Below are 15,215 nucleotides of genomic sequence, written 5' to 3' on the forward strand. Positions count from 1 at the left end.
CTAGACGATAGGGTCAAAACCTTGGAACTAACCGAACTCAAAATTTGGTGGAGGTAAACGGGATCGAACCGATGACCTCTTGCATGCCATGCAAGCGCTCTCCCAGCTGAGCTATACCCCCACTGAATGACTTCAAACACCTTGTATTTGTTGTCATCATCTGAGCCTTGAATTATAGACAGATTTTTAGCGGTTTCGCAAACGCGCTACAACTTTTTCACGGCCAACGAGTTCAAGGACGGCATCGACCGAGGGCGTGTGCGCCGTGCCCACCGTCAGCACGCGTGCCGGCATGGCCAACTGGGGCATCTTGAGGCCCTGCGCCGCCAGCACCTGCTTGAACGCGGCGGCAATCGACGCCTTGTCCCAGGCACACACCGCCAGTGCATCGGCCAATGCATCGAGCGCCGGAGCGATGGATGCAGTGACATGCTGCGCGCGCTCGGCCTCCACCGGCGTCACGTCGCCGTAGAAAACCTTGGCCCACTGGGCGAGCGCCACCGTGGTGTCGCAGCGGTCCTTGAACAGCGCGCAGATGCGGGCAAGCCGTCCATCGGCCAGGGCCTCGGCCGAGACGCCAAGTTTTTGCAGTTGCGGGCCCACCAGCGCAGCCAGCGCGTCGTCGGCCATGGCCTTCAGGTGCTGGGCATTCACCCAGCGCAGCTTGGCTTCGTCAAACTGCGCCGCGCTGCGGCCCAGGTGGTCGAGGTTGAACCATTGCAGAAACTGCTCGCGGCTGAAGATTTCATCATCGCCGTGGCTCCAGCCCAGCCGCGCGAGATAGTTCACCATCGCGTCGGGCAGGTAGCCTTCGTCGCGGTACTGCGTGACGGGCTTGGCGCCGTTGCGCTTGCTCATCTTCTCGCCCTGCTCATTGAGCACCGTGGGCAAGTGCGCATACACCGGCGGCTCCTTGCCCAGGGCGCGGAAGATGTTGATCTGGCGCGGCGTGTTGTTCACGTGGTCGTCGCCGCGGATCACGTGCGTGATCGCCATGTCGATATCGTCCACCACCACGCAGAAGTTGTAGGTGGGCGTGCCGTCGGGCCGCGCGATCACCAGGTCGTCCAGTTCGTCGTTGCTGATTTCGATGCGGCCCTTGACCTTGTCGTCCCAGGACACCACCCCGCCCTGCGGGTTCTTAAAGCGGAGCACCGGCTGCACACCGGCCGGCACGGGCGGCAGCGCCTTGCCCGCCTCGGGCCGCCAGGTGCCGTCGTAGCGCGGCTTTTCCTTGGCGGCCATCTGCTTTTCGCGCAGGGCGTCCAGCTCGGCCACGCTCATGTAGCAGGGGTACACGTGGCCCGCAGCTTGCAATTCGGCCAGCACGGCCTTGTAGCGGTCCATGCGCTGCATCTGATAGAACGGGCCCTCGTCATGGTCCAGGCCCAGCCACTTCATGCCTTCGATGATCACATCCACCGCAGCCTGGCTGGAGCGCTCCAGATCGGTGTCCTCGATGCGCAGGATGAAGTCGCCACCGCTGGCCCGGGCAAAAGCCCAGGGATACAGAGCCGAGCGGATGTTGCCCAGGTGGATGAAGCCGGTGGGAGACGGCGCAAAGCGGGTGCGCACGCGGCCGGGCGCGGTATGGGAAGTGGGTGCAGTCATTTCAACCAGACGGGCTCCTTGCGGCGCCCGCGTCAGATTCGTTCAATATCAATGGCCCGCCCAGGCGGTGCGGACCCGTCGGCAGTCAGGACTCTTGCGAGTTGGGAAGGGCCAGGCGAGAGGTGTCTTCTTCGCCCTCCTCGGTGCCCACGCGGCCTTCGTTCAAGCTGGCGATGCCAGCAGCGGTGATATCGCCGGTCACATACACGCCGTCAAAGCACGATGCGTCGAAACCCGCAATGGCACTGTTCAGCGAACCCACGGCTTTCTTCATGCCGTCCACGTCCTGGTAGATCAGCGCGTCGCAGCCAATGGCCTGGCGAATTTCTTCCACCGTGCGGCCGTGCGCCACCAGCTCGCTGCTGGTGGGCATGTCAATGCCGTACACGTTGGGAAAGCGCACCGGCGGCGCGGCGCTGGCCAGGTAGACCTTGCGCGCGCCCGCATCGCGGGCCATCTGCACGATTTCACGGCTGGTGGTGCCGCGCACGATGGAGTCATCCACCAGCAGCACATTGCGGCCCTTGAACTCGCTGCCGATCACGTTCAGCTTCTGACGCACGGATTTCTTGCGCACGCCCTGCCCCGGCATGATGAAGGTGCGGCCCACGTAGCGGTTCTTGACGAAACCTTCACGGTACGGGATACCCAGCAGATGCGCCAGCTGCGTCGCACTCGGGCGGCTGGATTCGGGGATCGGGATGATCACGTCGATCTCGTTGGGCGGCACCGTGGAGATCACGCGCTTGGCCAGCGCCTCGCCCAGGTTCAGGCGGGCCTGGTAGACGGAGATGCCGTCGAGCACGGAGTCGGGGCGGGCGAGGTAGACGAACTCAAAAATGCAGGGGTTGAGCTGCGGCTTTTCGGCGCACTGGCTGGCGTGCACCTGGCCGTCCAGCGTGATGAACACCGCCTCACCGGGCTCGATGTTGCGTTCGAATACATGGGAGGTGCCTTCCAGCGCGACCGACTCGCTGCCCACCATCACCGTGCCGTCCTGGCTGCGGCCCAGGGCCAGCGGGCGGATGCCGTGCGGATCACGGAAGGCCAGCAGCCCGTGCCCGGCAATGAGCGCAATCACGGCATAAGAGCCCTTGATGCGCTTGTGCACGGCGCGCACTGCAGCGAACACGTCGTCGACCTGCAGCGGCACGCCGCGGGTGGAGCGCTCCAGCTCGTGTGCGAACACGTTGAGCAGCACCTCGGAATCGCTTTCGGTGTTGGTATGGCGATGGTCGGTCTGGAACAGCTCGGTGCGCAGCTCGCGCGCATTGGTCAGGTTGCCGTTGTGCACCAACACGATGCCAAACGGCGCGTTCACGTAGAACGGCTGGGCTTCTTCCTCGCTGTAGGCATTGCCTGCCGTGGGGTAGCGCACCTGGCCCAGGCCCACATTGCCCGGCAGCGCCCGCATGTTGCGCGTGCGGAACACGTCGCGCACCATGCCCTTGGCCTTGTGCATGAAGAACTTGCGGCCCTGCTGGGTCACGATGCCCGCTGCGTCCTGGCCGCGGTGCTGCAAGAGCAGCAGCGCGTCATAGATCAGCTGATTGACGGGCGCTGTGCTGACGACGCCGACGATTCCACACATAGTAAGTTTCCATCCGTTTGCGGGAACAGCCCCGCGGCAACCTCTTGGCAGCGGCTTGTGGCCCCTGCACCCCACTTCATCACGAAGGCAGATGCCTTCCAAATTCCTCCGGCAGCGCCGGTTTCAAGCCCCTGAGAATGTCGGCCAGCACGGGCGCGCCCTGCGACTCCTGCCACCAGGGCGCGTCGTGCAATGGCGTGAGCCCCGCCACCACCGCCGCCACCAGCAGCAGCACCAGGCCGCGAATCACGCCGAAAGCCGCTCCCAGCGTGCGGTCTGCGGGACGCAAGCCAATCGCCTCCACCAGTTTCTTGCCCAGCCACGCGAAAAAACCGCACACAAAAATCGCGGCCACAAACACCAGCACGAACCCGGCCGCATACCGCAGCGAACCCGAGGGCTCCCCCATGGGCAGCCATTCGCCAGCGTCAGCCGCGAGCCATTGCGCGGCGAAAAAGGCGGCAACCCATCCCAGCACCGACAGCACCTCGAACACCAGGCCACGCCAGGCGCCCACCAGCATGGAAGCGAGCAGCACCGCCACAAAGATCCAATCGAGCGCAGCCATGGGAACGGCAGTAATGAGAAGCGAGGTGAAAAAATCGAGCTGGCTATGGCGTCGTGCCGCAGACGGTGGCACAACACGACATCCTTGCATTCGCGTCCACTGCACGGCACAAGCCACGGCGACAGCCGTCGCCATCGCACGCAGTCGCAACGATGGCAGGGGTGTGGAGACGCGATGTCATGGGCGGTTGCATGCGCAGTGGTTTGCGGGGCAGCGCACTAGAGCGTCAGCACCGACGCCGACAGGTCGAGGGCCTTGATACGGGCTGCCGCCTTGTCCGCCTCTGCCCGGTTGGTGAATGGCCCCACCCGAACGCGCGTGCGCTTGCCGTCTTTGGTGTCCACCACCTGCGTGTAGGTCTTGAGGCCTGCGCGCTCAACCTTGGTGCGCGCCTCACGGGCTTTGTCGGCATCGGCAAAAGCGCCCACCTGAACAATGAACCGGCTGTCTTCCGCCGCTGTTGCTGCTGCTGCAGGCTGGTCGCCAGAGGCTGGGGCGCGGCCCTCGAGCAAGGCGCGGGCGCGCGCGGCATCGTCAGAACGGGCTGGCTTGGGATCGGGCGATGGCACCGGGTGCACCGGGTGCACCGGGACCTTCGACTCGATCCGCGCCTCGGGCCGAGTCGGGGCTGCAGGTGCAGCTGCAGCTGCAGCCGTGGCCGGGGCCGGCCGGGAAGCAGCCTGCCGGGCTCCCGGCACGAGTTCTTCGCCGTCCGTGATGCCGTTGCCGGCCGCCGCCTGGCCGCCCGCACGCGCGGGCGCTGCGGGCCGTGGCGCTGGCACGGCAGCGCCCTGCGGTAACGATGCAGGTGCCTGCGCCACGGCGGCTGGTACAGGCGCCGCGGAAGGCGCGGGCACCACCAAAGGCGCCACCTTGTTGCGGTCAGGGATTTCGATGGGAATATCCACAGCGACGGGGCGCGGCTGGGTGTCGAACAGCAGCGGAAACCCCACCACCCCCACCAGCACCAGCACCGCCGCGCCGATCAGGCGGTGGCGTGCCCGGCGGCGCATGGCCTCGATGCTCTCGGCTTGGGAGGAGCGGGAGCGCTTGACCGGCTTTTCGTCCGGCTGTTGTTCACTCTGACCGGGCCACCGAAACTTGAAAAATGCCATGGAGTAGAGACTCGTGGGGGCTGAAGAACCGCTGAACCCAGCCCCTTCAGCCCAGATGCTTGGCGTGCAGGCGCGGTGTTCCGTTGGTCAGCACACCACCCACCGTGTAGAACGAGCCAAAGACCACGATTCTATCAGCCGGGTCTGCGGCAGAGACCGCCGCCTGCAGTGCGTCCATGGGGCTGGCGTGCAGGCTGGAGCTGACCTGGCGCTGCCCCCCGGCCACCATCTGCACGGCGTTCCACTTCTGCTGCAGCGCGGCTGCCGTTTCTGCCCGTGGCGTGGGCAGATCGGTGAAGTACCAGCGATCGACCAGCGGGCCTACCTTGGCCAGCATCGGGGCGAGATCCTTGTCCGCCATGGCGCCAAAAACTGCGTGGGTGGTGGGGAAATAGCCCATCGCGTCCAGGTTGGCGGTGAGTGCGGCCACCGAATGCGGGTTGTGCGCCACGTCCAGCACCAGGGTGGGCTGGCCCGGCACGATCTGGAACCGGCCCGGCAACTCCACCATCGCCAGCCCGGTGCGCACCGCCTGCGCGGTGATCGGCAGGCGCTCGCGCAGGGCCTCAAGGGCCGCCAGCGCGCCCGATGCGTTGATGAGCTGGTTGGCGCCCCGCAGCGACGGATAGGCCAGGCCCGCGTACCGCCGCCCCCGGCCTGCCCAGCTCCATTGCTGCTTGTCGCCCGAAAAGTTGAAATCGTGCCCGAACCGCCAGAGGTCCGCACCGATCTCGAGCGCATGGTCCAGCACGCTTTGCGGTGCCATCGGATCGCTCACCACCACGGGGCGGCCGGTGCGCATGATGCCGGCCTTCTCCCGGCCGATGCTCTCCCGGTCCGGGCCCAGGAATTCGGTGTGGTCAATGTCGATGCTGGTGATGACGGCACAGTCGGCATCCACGATGTTGGTGGCGTCCAGGCGCCCCCCCAGCCCGACTTCGAGAATGGCCACGTCCAGCAACGAGTGGCTCATCAGCCGCAGGATCGCCAGGGTGGTGAACTCAAAATAGGTCAGCGAAACTTCATTGCCGTTTTGCGTTCTGGCGCTTTCCACAGCTTCGAAGTGCGCTATCAAATCAGAAGCATTGACAATGCTGCCGTGCACGCGGCACCGTTCCTCGAAGTGCACGAGGTGCGGCGACGTATAGACACCCGTGCGGTAGCCGGCCTGCAGCGCCACGGCCTCCAGCATGGCGCAGGTGGAGCCCTTGCCGTTGGTACCGGCCACGGTGATCACGGGACATTCAAAACGCAGCGCCATGCGGCGTGCGACCTCGCTGACACGGGCCAGGCCCATGTCGATGCTGCGGGGATGGATCTGCTCGCAATGGTGGAGCCAGCCTTCCAGGGTATCGGGTTTGGTGTGCATACAGCCCGCCATTGTCGCCCAGCCCCTGTCCCCGTCACGGGGCGGCGCACCGACTTGGAGGATGATCCGGGGCATGACGAACGCTTCCAACACCCCCTCCATCACGCTCTACGGCATCCCCCAATGCGACACGGTGAAGAAGTCGCGCGCCTGGTTCACCGGCCAGGGCATCGACCACCAGTTCCACGATTTCAAGAAACAAGGCGTGCCCGCAGACCTATTGACGGGATGGATGGCTGCGGTGGGCTGGCAAAAACTGGTCAATCGCCAGGGGACGACCTGGCGCAAGCTGCCGCCGGCGGTCCAGGCAGGTGTTACCGACGAAGCCAGCGCTGCCGCGCTGATGCTGGAACACACCAGTGTCGTCAAGCGCCCCGTCGTGGTGTGGCGCCATGGCGGCCAGGCACAGGTGTCGGTGGGGTATTCCCCCGAGCAATGGCAGGCCTGGGCAGATGCTGCCCGCGCGGCTTAATGGAATCACCTCCCAAAACCCGGACAAACCGCACAATTCTTTACGCAGATTTACGGCCCCGCCCCCCTGAATTGACCGGCGCGGCCTAAACTTTTCTGCAGTCTGGTGCGTTATGTACCGACCCGAAAGGAGTTTCTCCATGAAAAAGATTGTCGTCTTCACCAGCCTGGCCGCCGTTGCCGCCGTCGCCAGCGCCCAGGAACAGGGCCGAGTCCTCTCCGCCACTCCCATCGTCCAGCAGGTGGGCATCCCCCAGCAGGTCTGCGGCAATGAAACCGTCTACAACGGCAACCGCACCAGCGGTGCAGGTGCCGTCATCGGCGCCATCGCCGGCGGTGCCGCAGGCAACGCGATCGGCAAGGGCAGCGGCCGTGCAGCCGCCACAGCCATCGGCGTGCTGGGCGGCGCCGTGCTGGGCAACCAGATCGAAGGCGGCCAGCCGCACTACCAGAACGTGCAGCGCTGCACCACCGAAACCTATTACGAAAACCGCACCGTGGGCTACAACGTGGTCTACGAATACGCGGGCCGCCAGTACACCACGCGCACGCAGAACGACCCCGGCCGCTGGATCCCGTTGACCGTGCAGCCCGCCGGCCAGACGTACTCGACGCAGCCCGACCCATACGCGTCGCAGGGCGTGTACAGCCAGCCCGGGGTGGTGACATCCACCTACCCCGCCCAGCCGGTGTACCAGCAGCCGCCGGCCTATGTCAGCCCGCCGGTCACGGTGATCGAGTATGGGTACGACAGCCGCCCGTACTATCCGCACCATCGCAACCCGTACTGGCGTTGATGCCGGGCGGCGTCGGCCGACATGGGGCGGCCGGTACCCGTCGGCCAACACCCAGGAGCCCTTCGGGGCTCTTTTTTTTTGCCTGGGGGCACCGCCGGTGGGGCGATTCCAGGTGAGCGGCCGAGGCGCGCAGGAGGGCTGCCCCTAAAATCGCGTGTTTACCCCAACCCTGCAGCGCATCCATGACCACCGAAAAAATCGACGGCGTGTCCGTCACCACCCAGGCCAACGTGTACTTTGACGGCAAGTGCGTGAGCCACGGCATCACCTTCCCGGACGGCACGAAGAAGTCGGTCGGCGTGGTGCTGCCCGCGACGCTGACGTTCAACACCGGCGCGCCCGAGATCATGGAGTGCGTGGCGGGATCGTGCGAATACAAGCTGGCCGGCACCGACGCCTGGGTCAAGTCGTCCGCTGGCGAGAAATTCAGCGTGCCTGGCAACTCGAAGTTCGACATCCGCGTGGCCGAGGCCTACCACTACATCTGCCATTTCGGCTGATCTGCCCCGGCTGAAATTTGCATGATTTTGGCTCTCACCGCTTATCCATCAAGCGCTGACAGCTATCATTTTTGAGATCTACTTCATGGCAACCATTCTCCAGAACCTCCCCCTCGGCCAGAAGGTCGGCATCGCTTTTTCCGGCGGCCTGGACACCAGCGCAGCCCTGCACTGGATGAAGCTCAAGGGCGCCATCCCCTATGCCTACACCGCCAACCTGGGCCAGCCCGACGAGCCCGACTACGATGCCATCCCGAAGAAGGCGATGGAATACGGCGCAGAAAAGGCCCGCCTGGTGGACTGCCGCACCCAGTTGGCCCATGAAGGCATCGCCGCGCTGCAAGCGGGCGCCTTCCACATCAGCACGGGCGGCCTGACCTACTTCAACACCACGCCGCTGGGCCGCGCCGTCACGGGCACCATGCTGGTGGCCGCGATGAAGGAAGACGACGTCAACATCTGGGGCGACGGCTCGACCTTCAAGGGCAACGACATCGAGCGCTTCTACCGCTACGGCCTGCTCACCAACCCGTCGCTCAAGATCTACAAGCCCTGGCTGGACCAGCTGTTCATCGACGAGCTGGGCGGCCGCGCCGAGATGTCCGCGTTCATGACGCAGGCCGGCTTTGGTTACAAGATGAGCGCCGAGAAGGCCTACAGCACCGACAGCAACATGCTGGGCGCCACGCACGAGGCCAAAGACCTGGAGTTTCTGAACAGCGGCATCCGCATCGTCAACCCCATCATGGGCGTGGCATTCTGGAAGCCCGAGGTCGACGTGAAGGCCGAGGAAGTGTCGGTGCGCTTTGAAGAAGGCCAGCCCGTGGCGCTGAACGGCGTCGAGTTCAACGACCCGGTCGCGCTGATCCTTGAAGCCAACCGCATCGGCGGCCGCCACGGCCTGGGCATGAGCGACCAGATCGAGAACCGCATCATCGAGGCCAAGAGCCGCGGCATCTACGAAGCCCCGGGCCTCGCGCTGCTGCACATCGCGTATGAGCGCCTGGTGACCGGCATCCACAACGAAGACACCATCGAGCAGTACCGCATGAACGGCCTGAAGCTCGGCCGCCTGCTGTACCAGGGCCGCTGGTTCGACCCGCAGGCCATCATGCTGCGCGAAACCGCCCAGCGCTGGGTGGCCCGCGCCGTGACCGGCACCGTGACGCTGGAGCTGCGCCGCGGCAACGACTATTCGCTGCTGAACACCGAATCGCCCAACCTGACCTACGCGCCCGAGCGCCTGTCGATGGAAAAGGTGGAAGACGCGCCGTTCAGCCCGCTGGACCGCATCGGCCAGCTGACCATGCGCAACCTCGACATCTCCGACACGCGCGGCAAGCTCTCGGTGTACTCGCGCGCCGGCCTGATGTCGCTGGGTGGCAATGCGGCACTGGCACAGCTGGAAGACGGCGCCAAGACGAAATAATAAGCATCAAAACAAGCCTCAGCGCTTATCCATAAAGCGCTGACAGCTATAAAAACATGAGCAAATAAAAAACGCCCGGGCTGCCAGCAGCCGGGCGTTTTTTCATCTGGGGTGCAGCCGGTGCCGCTGGCTTGTCAGCGCATCACGCGGGCGAAGGCGCGGCCTCGCGGCGGGCCATGCTGCGCACGATGGCTGCCAGCGCCACGCCATAGGCGGGCACGAACAGCAGCAGGCTGACGCCGAGCTTGATGACGTAGTCCACCCAGGCGATCTCGACCCAGTGCGCGGCCATGAAGGCATCGGGGCTGCGCCAGAACGCAATGGAGAAGAACGCCGCCGTGTCCAGCGCCTGGCCGAACACCGACGCCGCCGCTGGCGCCAACCACCAGGCCCGGCTGCGCTGGCGGATGCGGTCGAACACCTGGATGTCGAGCAGTTGCCCCAGCACATAGGCAGCAAAGCTGGCGAATGCGATGCGGAACACGAAGGTGTTGAAGTCGGCCAGCGCGGCCCAGCCGTTGAAGCGGCCTTCGTGGAACAGCACGCCCACCACATACGACGCCACCAGGGCCGGCACCATGGCACGGGTGATGACGCGGCGCGCATGCTGCTTGCCGATCAGCCGCACGGTGAGGTCGGTGGCCAGAAAGATGAACGGAAAGCTGAACGCGCCCCAGGTGCTGTGAAAGCCCAAGAGCGTGATGGGCAGCTGAACCAGGTAGTTGCTGGCAATGACGATGGCGATGTGGAACGCCACCAGGACGGAGAGGAAGAGCGGCACACGCGATGGCGCGGCCTGGTGCAAAGGCATGGTGATCCTTTTTGGTGAATGGGGGCGAGGGAACCCATGGTGGCGAGATTGCCGGGCCCGGAGTGTACCCAGTTCGGCGCCCGCGCATTCGAACGCCCGGGGAAAGCCCACAAAAATCCGGTCAAAAAGAACCCCAGCGCTTTACTGATAAGCGCCAGCAGCTATCAAAACAGAAGCATCCAGGAGGTCAGACGACCACGGGCTCCGGCTCCAGGCGGATGCCGAAGCGTTCGTACACGCTGGTCTGGATGGCCTTGGCCAGCGTCATCACCTCGCCGCCGGTCACGCTGTCTGCACCCTGGCCCCGGTTCACCAGCACCAGTGCCTGCTTTTCGTACACGCCGGCCTTGCCGATGGTTTTGCCCTTCCAGCCGCAGGCATCGATCAGCCAGCCCGCCGCCAGCTTGATGGATCCATCGGGCATGGGGTAGTGCACGATGCGCGGCTCGCGCGCGATGATGTCGGCGCACTGGTCGGGCGACACGGTGGGGTTCTTGAAGAAGCTGCCGGCATTGCCCACCACCGCCGGGTCGGGCAGCTTGGCGCGGCGGATATCGCAGATCCAGTCGAAGATCTGTTGCGCCGTGGGTTGCTGCACGCCTTCCTCGACCATGCGCCGCTCCAGGTCCAAATAGCCCAGCACCGGCTTCCAGGGCTTGGGCAGGTGAAAGCGCACATGGGTGATCACGGCGCGCCCTTCGAGGCCCATGCCGCGCGGCAGGCCATCGGCACCGGGCACGTCGGACGGCGCATGCTTGAACACCGAATCCCGATAGCCAAAGCCGCATTGCGCTGCATTCAGCGTGAAGCTGCGGCCCGTGGCCAGATCGATGGCGTCGAGCGACTCGAAGCGGTCTTGCAGCTCCACGCCATAGGCGCCAATGTTCTGCACCGGCGAGGCGCCCACCGTGCCCGGGATCAGCGCCAGGTTCTCCAGCCCCGGGAACCCCTGCGCCAGCGTCCAGGCCACGCAGTCGTGCCACACCTCGCCCGCGCCGGCCTCCACGATCCACGCCTTGGCGGTTTCCTCCACCAGGCGCACGCCCCTGATCTCCATCTTGAGCACCACGGGCTTCACATCGCCCGTGAGGATGATGTTGCTGCCACCGCCCAGCACAAACTTGGGCGACTGCGCGAGCTCAGGGTCCGCCAGCACCGCATGCACGTCGGCCGCCGAGCGCACCCGCACCAGCGTCTGCGCGCGTGCCGCGATGCCGAAGGTATTGCAGGGCTGCAAAGGGACGTTTTTCTCGACTAACATTGGTCCGATTGTCGCACCCGCCCTTTGTGGGGCTGCGGTGCGCCGCCCTTTTTTCCCCGAGATTGACTGAGAGCCACCATGCCATCTTTTGACACCGTCTGCGAAGCCAACCTGGTTGAAGTGAAAAACGCCGTGGAGAACACCGCCAAGGAGATCGGCACCCGCTTCGACTTCAAGGGCACCTCGGCCAGCATCGAGATCAAGGACAAGGACATCACTCTGATCGGCGATGCCGACTTCCAGCTCACCCAGATCGAGGACGTGCTGCGTAACAAGCTCACCAAGCGCAATGTGGATGTGCGCTTTCTGGACATGGGCGACGTGCAGAAGATCGGCGGCGACAAGGTCAAGCAGGTCATCAAGGTGAAGAACGGCATCGAGAGCGAGCTGGCCAAGAAGATCCAGAAGCTGCTCAAGGAAAGCAAGCTCAAGGTGCAGGGCGCCATCCAGGAGGACAAGGTGCGCGTGACGGGCGCCAAGCGCGACGACCTGCAGGCCGCCATGGCCCTGATCCGCAAGGACGTGACCGACGTGCCGCTGTCGTTCGACAATTTCCGCGACTGATCGCCATGCCCCTCCCCCGCCGTCCGCTGCGCCTCGGCCGCCTTCTTGCCGCCCTCTTGGCAGCCCTGTGCCTTGCGCCCTCCGGGGCGCATGCCCAGGCCGTGGCGCTGGCGGGCATGCTGGGCAGCAAGGCCTTGCTGGTGGTGGATGCCAGCCCACCCAAGGCCGTGGGGGCAGGCGAGGAACACCAGGGTGTGAAGGTGGTGGCCGTGTCCAAGGAGGAAGCCACCATCCAGGTCAACGGGGCGCAGCGCGTGCTGCGGCTGGGCGAGGCGCCGGTCAGCGTGGGCGCACGCGGTGGCAGCGGCAAGCGCATCGTGCTGATCGCCGACAGCCGTGGCCACTTCGTCAACACCGGCACCATCAACGGCCGCGTGATGCAGTACATGGTGGACACCGGAGCCACCACCGTCGCCATCGGGCGCAACGATGCCGAGCGCCTGGGCCTGAACTATCTGAGCGGTGCGCCCGTGCACATGAGCACCGCCAACGGCGTGGCCCAAGGCTGGCGCATGCGGCTGGACTCGGTGCGGCTGGGCGACGTGGAAGTGCTGGGCGTGGACGCCGTCGTCATGCCCCAACCCATGCCCTACGTGCTGCTGGGCAGCAGCCTGCTCACGCAGTTCCAGATGACGCGCATCAACGACCGGATGGTGCTGGAAAAGCGATGACGCACCGCCGGTAACCCGCCGACCGCCATCGCACGCGCGCACGCACGCACCCTGCCCCCCACGCAATGTCCGCCGCCCACCCCCATCCCAGCAGCCACCGCCCCGAGGGCGAATACGAGGATCTGCTCAGCCTGTGGTCCGATCTGGAGGCAGCGCTGTCGGTGCTGCTGTCGCGCCCGCTGCTGGTGCAGGACTTTCCGGGCAAGGTGCGGCAGTTTGACGGGTGGCTGCAAGACCTCGTCGCGCACGACATCGACTCTGCGCTGTACCTGATGTTCCAGCTGGCATCCACCTCCACGGTGGGCTACAGCGCGTCGCACGCGCTGGTGTGCGGCACGCTGTGCCACATCATGGCGCACGAGCTGCACCTGCCGCAGCGCGAGCGCGACAGCCTGGTGCGCGCGGCGCTCACCATGAACATCGGCATGACCCGCCTGCAGGATGAGCTGGCCGAGCAACGGGAGCGCCCCAGTGCTGCGCAGCAGGATGCCATCCGCAGCCACCCCGAGGACAGCATGCTGCTGCTGCAGCGCCTGTTCATTGCCGACGAGCTGTGGCTGGATGTGGTGGGCCAGCACCACGCCACCGTTCCCGACCGCGAGCCCCTGGCGCAGCAGGAGCCGCAAGACCGCCTCACCCGCATCCTGGGCACCATCGACCGCTATGCGGCCATGATCAGCCCGCGCAAATCACGGGCCGGGCGCAGCGCCACCGACTCGGTGCGCGCCATCGTGGGGCAGGAGATCGACCAGCGCGACGAGGTGAGCTACACGCTGGTGCGCTCGGTGGGCCTGTGCCCGCCAGGCACGTTTGTGAAGCTGGACAACGGCGAGACCGCCGTGGTGCTGCGGCGCAGCGACAAGGCCAACCACCCGCTGGTGGCCAGCGTGCTGGACAGCGACGGCACCCACCGCACGCAGCCCAACCTGTACCAGACCGCGAGCGGCAAGCCGCGCATCCAGTCGGCCCTGGCCCGCTCGGCCGTGGGGCTGGAGCTGGACCACCGCACGATGGTGCGCCTGGGCCTGTACGCCGCGCAGCACAGCGCAAGACTGCGGGGCCTGGTGACCGGCCCGGGCGCTCTCTGACGCGCCCCCTGGCCAGCGCACTGACGCAGCGGCGGGCCCGACCGGCCCCAGTCCGCTGCGGCGCCGAGGCGCCGCAAAACCTTACTTGCCCGATCGGCCGGACTTGCCCGGCTCGGCCGACCCCGCAGGCGCAGGCGCCGAATTCTTGCTGCCCAGGCGTGATTCCTTGCCCTGTATCAGGCGCTGGATGTTCTCCTTGTGGCGCCACGCCAGCAGCATGGCCATCACCACGATGGACGCTGCGATCGTGCTTTCGGCATACCAGACCACGCCGTCCACCAGCAGGTAGTACACCGGTGCGAACGCCGCCGCCACCAGCGAGGCCAGCGAGGAATAGCGGAAGAAGAACGCGATGATGAGCCAGGTGGCCGCCGTGGCCAGTCCCAGCCAGACGCTGATGCCCACCAGCACACCCAGCGCCGTGGCCACCCCCTTGCCGCCCTCGAAGCGGAAGAACACCGGCCACAGATGGCCCAGGAACGCGGCCAGGCCCACCAGGGCCACGGTGCCATCCTCCAGCCCGTAGGGGTGGCCGAACCACATCACCAGCGCCACTGGCAGCCAGCCCTTCACGGCATCGAGCAGCAGCGTGATGATGGCGGCGGCCTTGGAGCCCGAGCGCAGGACGTTGGTGGCGCCCGGGTTCTTGCTGCCATAGGTGCGCGGGTCCGACAGGCCCATGGCGCGCGTGACGATGACGGCGAACGACAGCGAACCCAGCAGGTAGGCGGCCACGGCGGCAAGCAGGGGGTAAACGGCGGTCAAAGCAAATCCTCGGTGGTCATCAAACGGTGGGGCCGCAAGCGGCTGTCCTTGTATTTTTTCGGCGGCCTATTCTGCCAGCGCACACTGCACGGCTTTGGCATTCAGCAGCTGCACGCACACCTGTGGGTCCAACTGCACCAGGAAGCCGCGGCGTCCGCCGTTGATGGCAATTCGGGGCAATGCGAGGATGCTTTCTTCGATATAGACCGGCATGGTCCGCCGCGTTCCGAAGGGCGACGTGCCACCCACCAGATAGCCGCTATGGCGGTTGGCCACTTCCGGTGCGCAGGGTTCCACCGACTTGGCTCCGATCTGGCGCGCGAGATTCTTGGTGGAGACCTTGCGGTTGCCGTGCATCAGCACCAGGAGCGGCTTGGCGTCCTGGTCCTGCATGACCAGGGTCTTCACCACCGTGAACGGGTCCAATCCCAGCACCTCGGCGCTGTGCATGGCGCCGCCGTGCTCCAGGTACTCATACGGATGTTCGGTGAAAACCACCTTGTTCGCCTTGAGCAGTTGGGTGGCTTGGGTCTCGGAAACGTGTTCTTTCTTGGCCATGGTGTGGTGCGGACAGGGCACCGATGGTATCCGTATCCAAATGTGA

General features: G+C 65.6%; 16 protein-coding genes and 1 tRNA gene. 7 read left to right on the forward strand and 10 right to left on the reverse strand.

Going from position 1 to position 15,215, the window contains the following annotated elements:
- Window positions 1-45: 45 nt before the first annotated feature.
- From ACOQFS_RS05845 to folC, 6 genes are all read right to left on the reverse strand, one after another.
- Window positions 46-121: transfer RNA gene (locus tag ACOQFS_RS05845), tRNA-Ala, on the reverse strand.
- A gap of 65 nt (window positions 122-186) precedes the next feature.
- Entirely contained in the window at window positions 187-1,611 is a 1,425-nt protein-coding gene (gene gltX / locus ACOQFS_RS05850; protein ID WP_421561959.1) for a glutamate--tRNA ligase, read from the reverse strand.
- An 85-nt stretch (window positions 1,612-1,696) separates the two neighbouring features.
- The gene (purF, locus tag ACOQFS_RS05855; RefSeq protein WP_421561960.1) at window positions 1,697-3,202 is read right to left on the reverse strand and encodes an amidophosphoribosyltransferase; all 1,506 of its coding nucleotides are present in this window, start codon (window positions 3,200-3,202) and stop codon (window positions 1,697-1,699) included.
- 79 nt (window positions 3,203-3,281) lie between these two features.
- Entirely contained in the window at window positions 3,282-3,770 is a 489-nt protein-coding gene (locus tag ACOQFS_RS05860) for a CvpA family protein (RefSeq protein WP_421561961.1), read from the reverse strand.
- 218 nt (window positions 3,771-3,988) lie between these two features.
- Complete coding sequence (locus ACOQFS_RS05865; protein WP_421561962.1) at window positions 3,989-4,885, reverse strand: SPOR domain-containing protein; 897 nt, start codon at window positions 4,883-4,885, stop codon at window positions 3,989-3,991.
- 46 nt (window positions 4,886-4,931) lie between these two features.
- Window positions 4,932-6,254, reverse strand: a complete 1,323-nt coding sequence (folC, locus tag ACOQFS_RS05870) for a bifunctional tetrahydrofolate synthase/dihydrofolate synthase (RefSeq protein WP_421561963.1) — start codon at window positions 6,252-6,254, stop codon at window positions 4,932-4,934.
- Window positions 6,255-6,327: 73 nt separating this feature from the next.
- Between folC and ACOQFS_RS05875 the strand changes: the two genes are divergently transcribed.
- From ACOQFS_RS05875 to argG, 4 genes are all read left to right on the forward strand, one after another.
- On the forward strand, window positions 6,328-6,726 hold the full coding sequence (locus tag ACOQFS_RS05875; RefSeq protein ID WP_421561964.1) for an arsenate reductase: 399 nt from the start codon (window positions 6,328-6,330) through the stop codon (window positions 6,724-6,726).
- Between the two features lie 139 nt (window positions 6,727-6,865).
- The gene (locus ACOQFS_RS05880; RefSeq protein ID WP_421561965.1) at window positions 6,866-7,522 is read left to right on the forward strand and encodes a glycine zipper 2TM domain-containing protein; all 657 of its coding nucleotides are present in this window, start codon (window positions 6,866-6,868) and stop codon (window positions 7,520-7,522) included.
- A 182-nt stretch (window positions 7,523-7,704) separates the two neighbouring features.
- Window positions 7,705-8,022 (forward strand): pyrimidine/purine nucleoside phosphorylase, encoded by a 318-nt coding sequence (locus tag ACOQFS_RS05885; RefSeq protein WP_421561966.1) that lies wholly within the window; start codon window positions 7,705-7,707, stop codon window positions 8,020-8,022.
- Between the two features lie 85 nt (window positions 8,023-8,107).
- Complete coding sequence (gene argG / locus ACOQFS_RS05890) at window positions 8,108-9,451, forward strand: argininosuccinate synthase (RefSeq protein ID WP_421561967.1); 1,344 nt, start codon at window positions 8,108-8,110, stop codon at window positions 9,449-9,451.
- A gap of 142 nt (window positions 9,452-9,593) precedes the next feature.
- Here argG and ACOQFS_RS05895 read toward each other — a convergent pair whose 3' ends face one another.
- Both ACOQFS_RS05895 and murB read right to left on the reverse strand, forming a co-directional pair.
- Window positions 9,594-10,262, reverse strand: coding sequence for a 7-cyano-7-deazaguanine/7-aminomethyl-7-deazaguanine transporter (locus tag ACOQFS_RS05895; protein WP_421561968.1), 669 nt, complete (start codon window positions 10,260-10,262; stop codon window positions 9,594-9,596).
- A gap of 187 nt (window positions 10,263-10,449) precedes the next feature.
- On the reverse strand, window positions 10,450-11,523 hold the full coding sequence (murB, locus tag ACOQFS_RS05900; protein ID WP_421561969.1) for a UDP-N-acetylmuramate dehydrogenase: 1,074 nt from the start codon (window positions 11,521-11,523) through the stop codon (window positions 10,450-10,452).
- Window positions 11,524-11,601: 78 nt separating this feature from the next.
- Here murB and ACOQFS_RS05905 point away from each other — a divergent pair, with 78 nt between their 5' ends.
- From ACOQFS_RS05905 to ACOQFS_RS05915, 3 genes are all read left to right on the forward strand, one after another.
- Window positions 11,602-12,087: a YajQ family cyclic di-GMP-binding protein gene (locus ACOQFS_RS05905; RefSeq protein WP_421561970.1), complete on the forward strand. Its 486-nt coding sequence runs from the start codon at window positions 11,602-11,604 to the stop codon at window positions 12,085-12,087.
- Between the two features lie 5 nt (window positions 12,088-12,092).
- Window positions 12,093-12,758 carry a retropepsin-like aspartic protease family protein gene (locus ACOQFS_RS05910; protein ID WP_421561971.1) on the forward strand — a complete coding sequence of 222 codons (666 nt, stop codon included), beginning with the start codon at window positions 12,093-12,095 and terminating at the stop codon, window positions 12,756-12,758.
- Window positions 12,759-12,823: 65 nt separating this feature from the next.
- Window positions 12,824-13,846 carry an HD-GYP domain-containing protein gene (locus ACOQFS_RS05915; RefSeq protein WP_421561972.1) on the forward strand — a complete coding sequence of 341 codons (1,023 nt, stop codon included), beginning with the start codon at window positions 12,824-12,826 and terminating at the stop codon, window positions 13,844-13,846.
- An 81-nt stretch (window positions 13,847-13,927) separates the two neighbouring features.
- On the opposite strand, the gene plsY is transcribed toward ACOQFS_RS05915, so the two are convergent.
- Window positions 13,928-14,611, reverse strand: a complete 684-nt coding sequence (plsY, locus tag ACOQFS_RS05920; RefSeq protein ID WP_421561973.1) for a glycerol-3-phosphate 1-O-acyltransferase PlsY — start codon at window positions 14,609-14,611, stop codon at window positions 13,928-13,930.
- 66 nt (window positions 14,612-14,677) lie between these two features.
- Window positions 14,678-15,169: an aminoacyl-tRNA deacylase gene (locus ACOQFS_RS05925; protein WP_421561974.1), complete on the reverse strand. Its 492-nt coding sequence runs from the start codon at window positions 15,167-15,169 to the stop codon at window positions 14,678-14,680.
- Between the last annotated feature and the right edge of the window lie 46 nt (window positions 15,170-15,215).

Origin of the sequence: Paracidovorax sp. MALMAid1276 (assembly GCF_049198005.1) — a bacterium.
Lineage (GTDB): Bacteria > Pseudomonadota > Gammaproteobacteria > Burkholderiales > Burkholderiaceae_C > Acidovorax.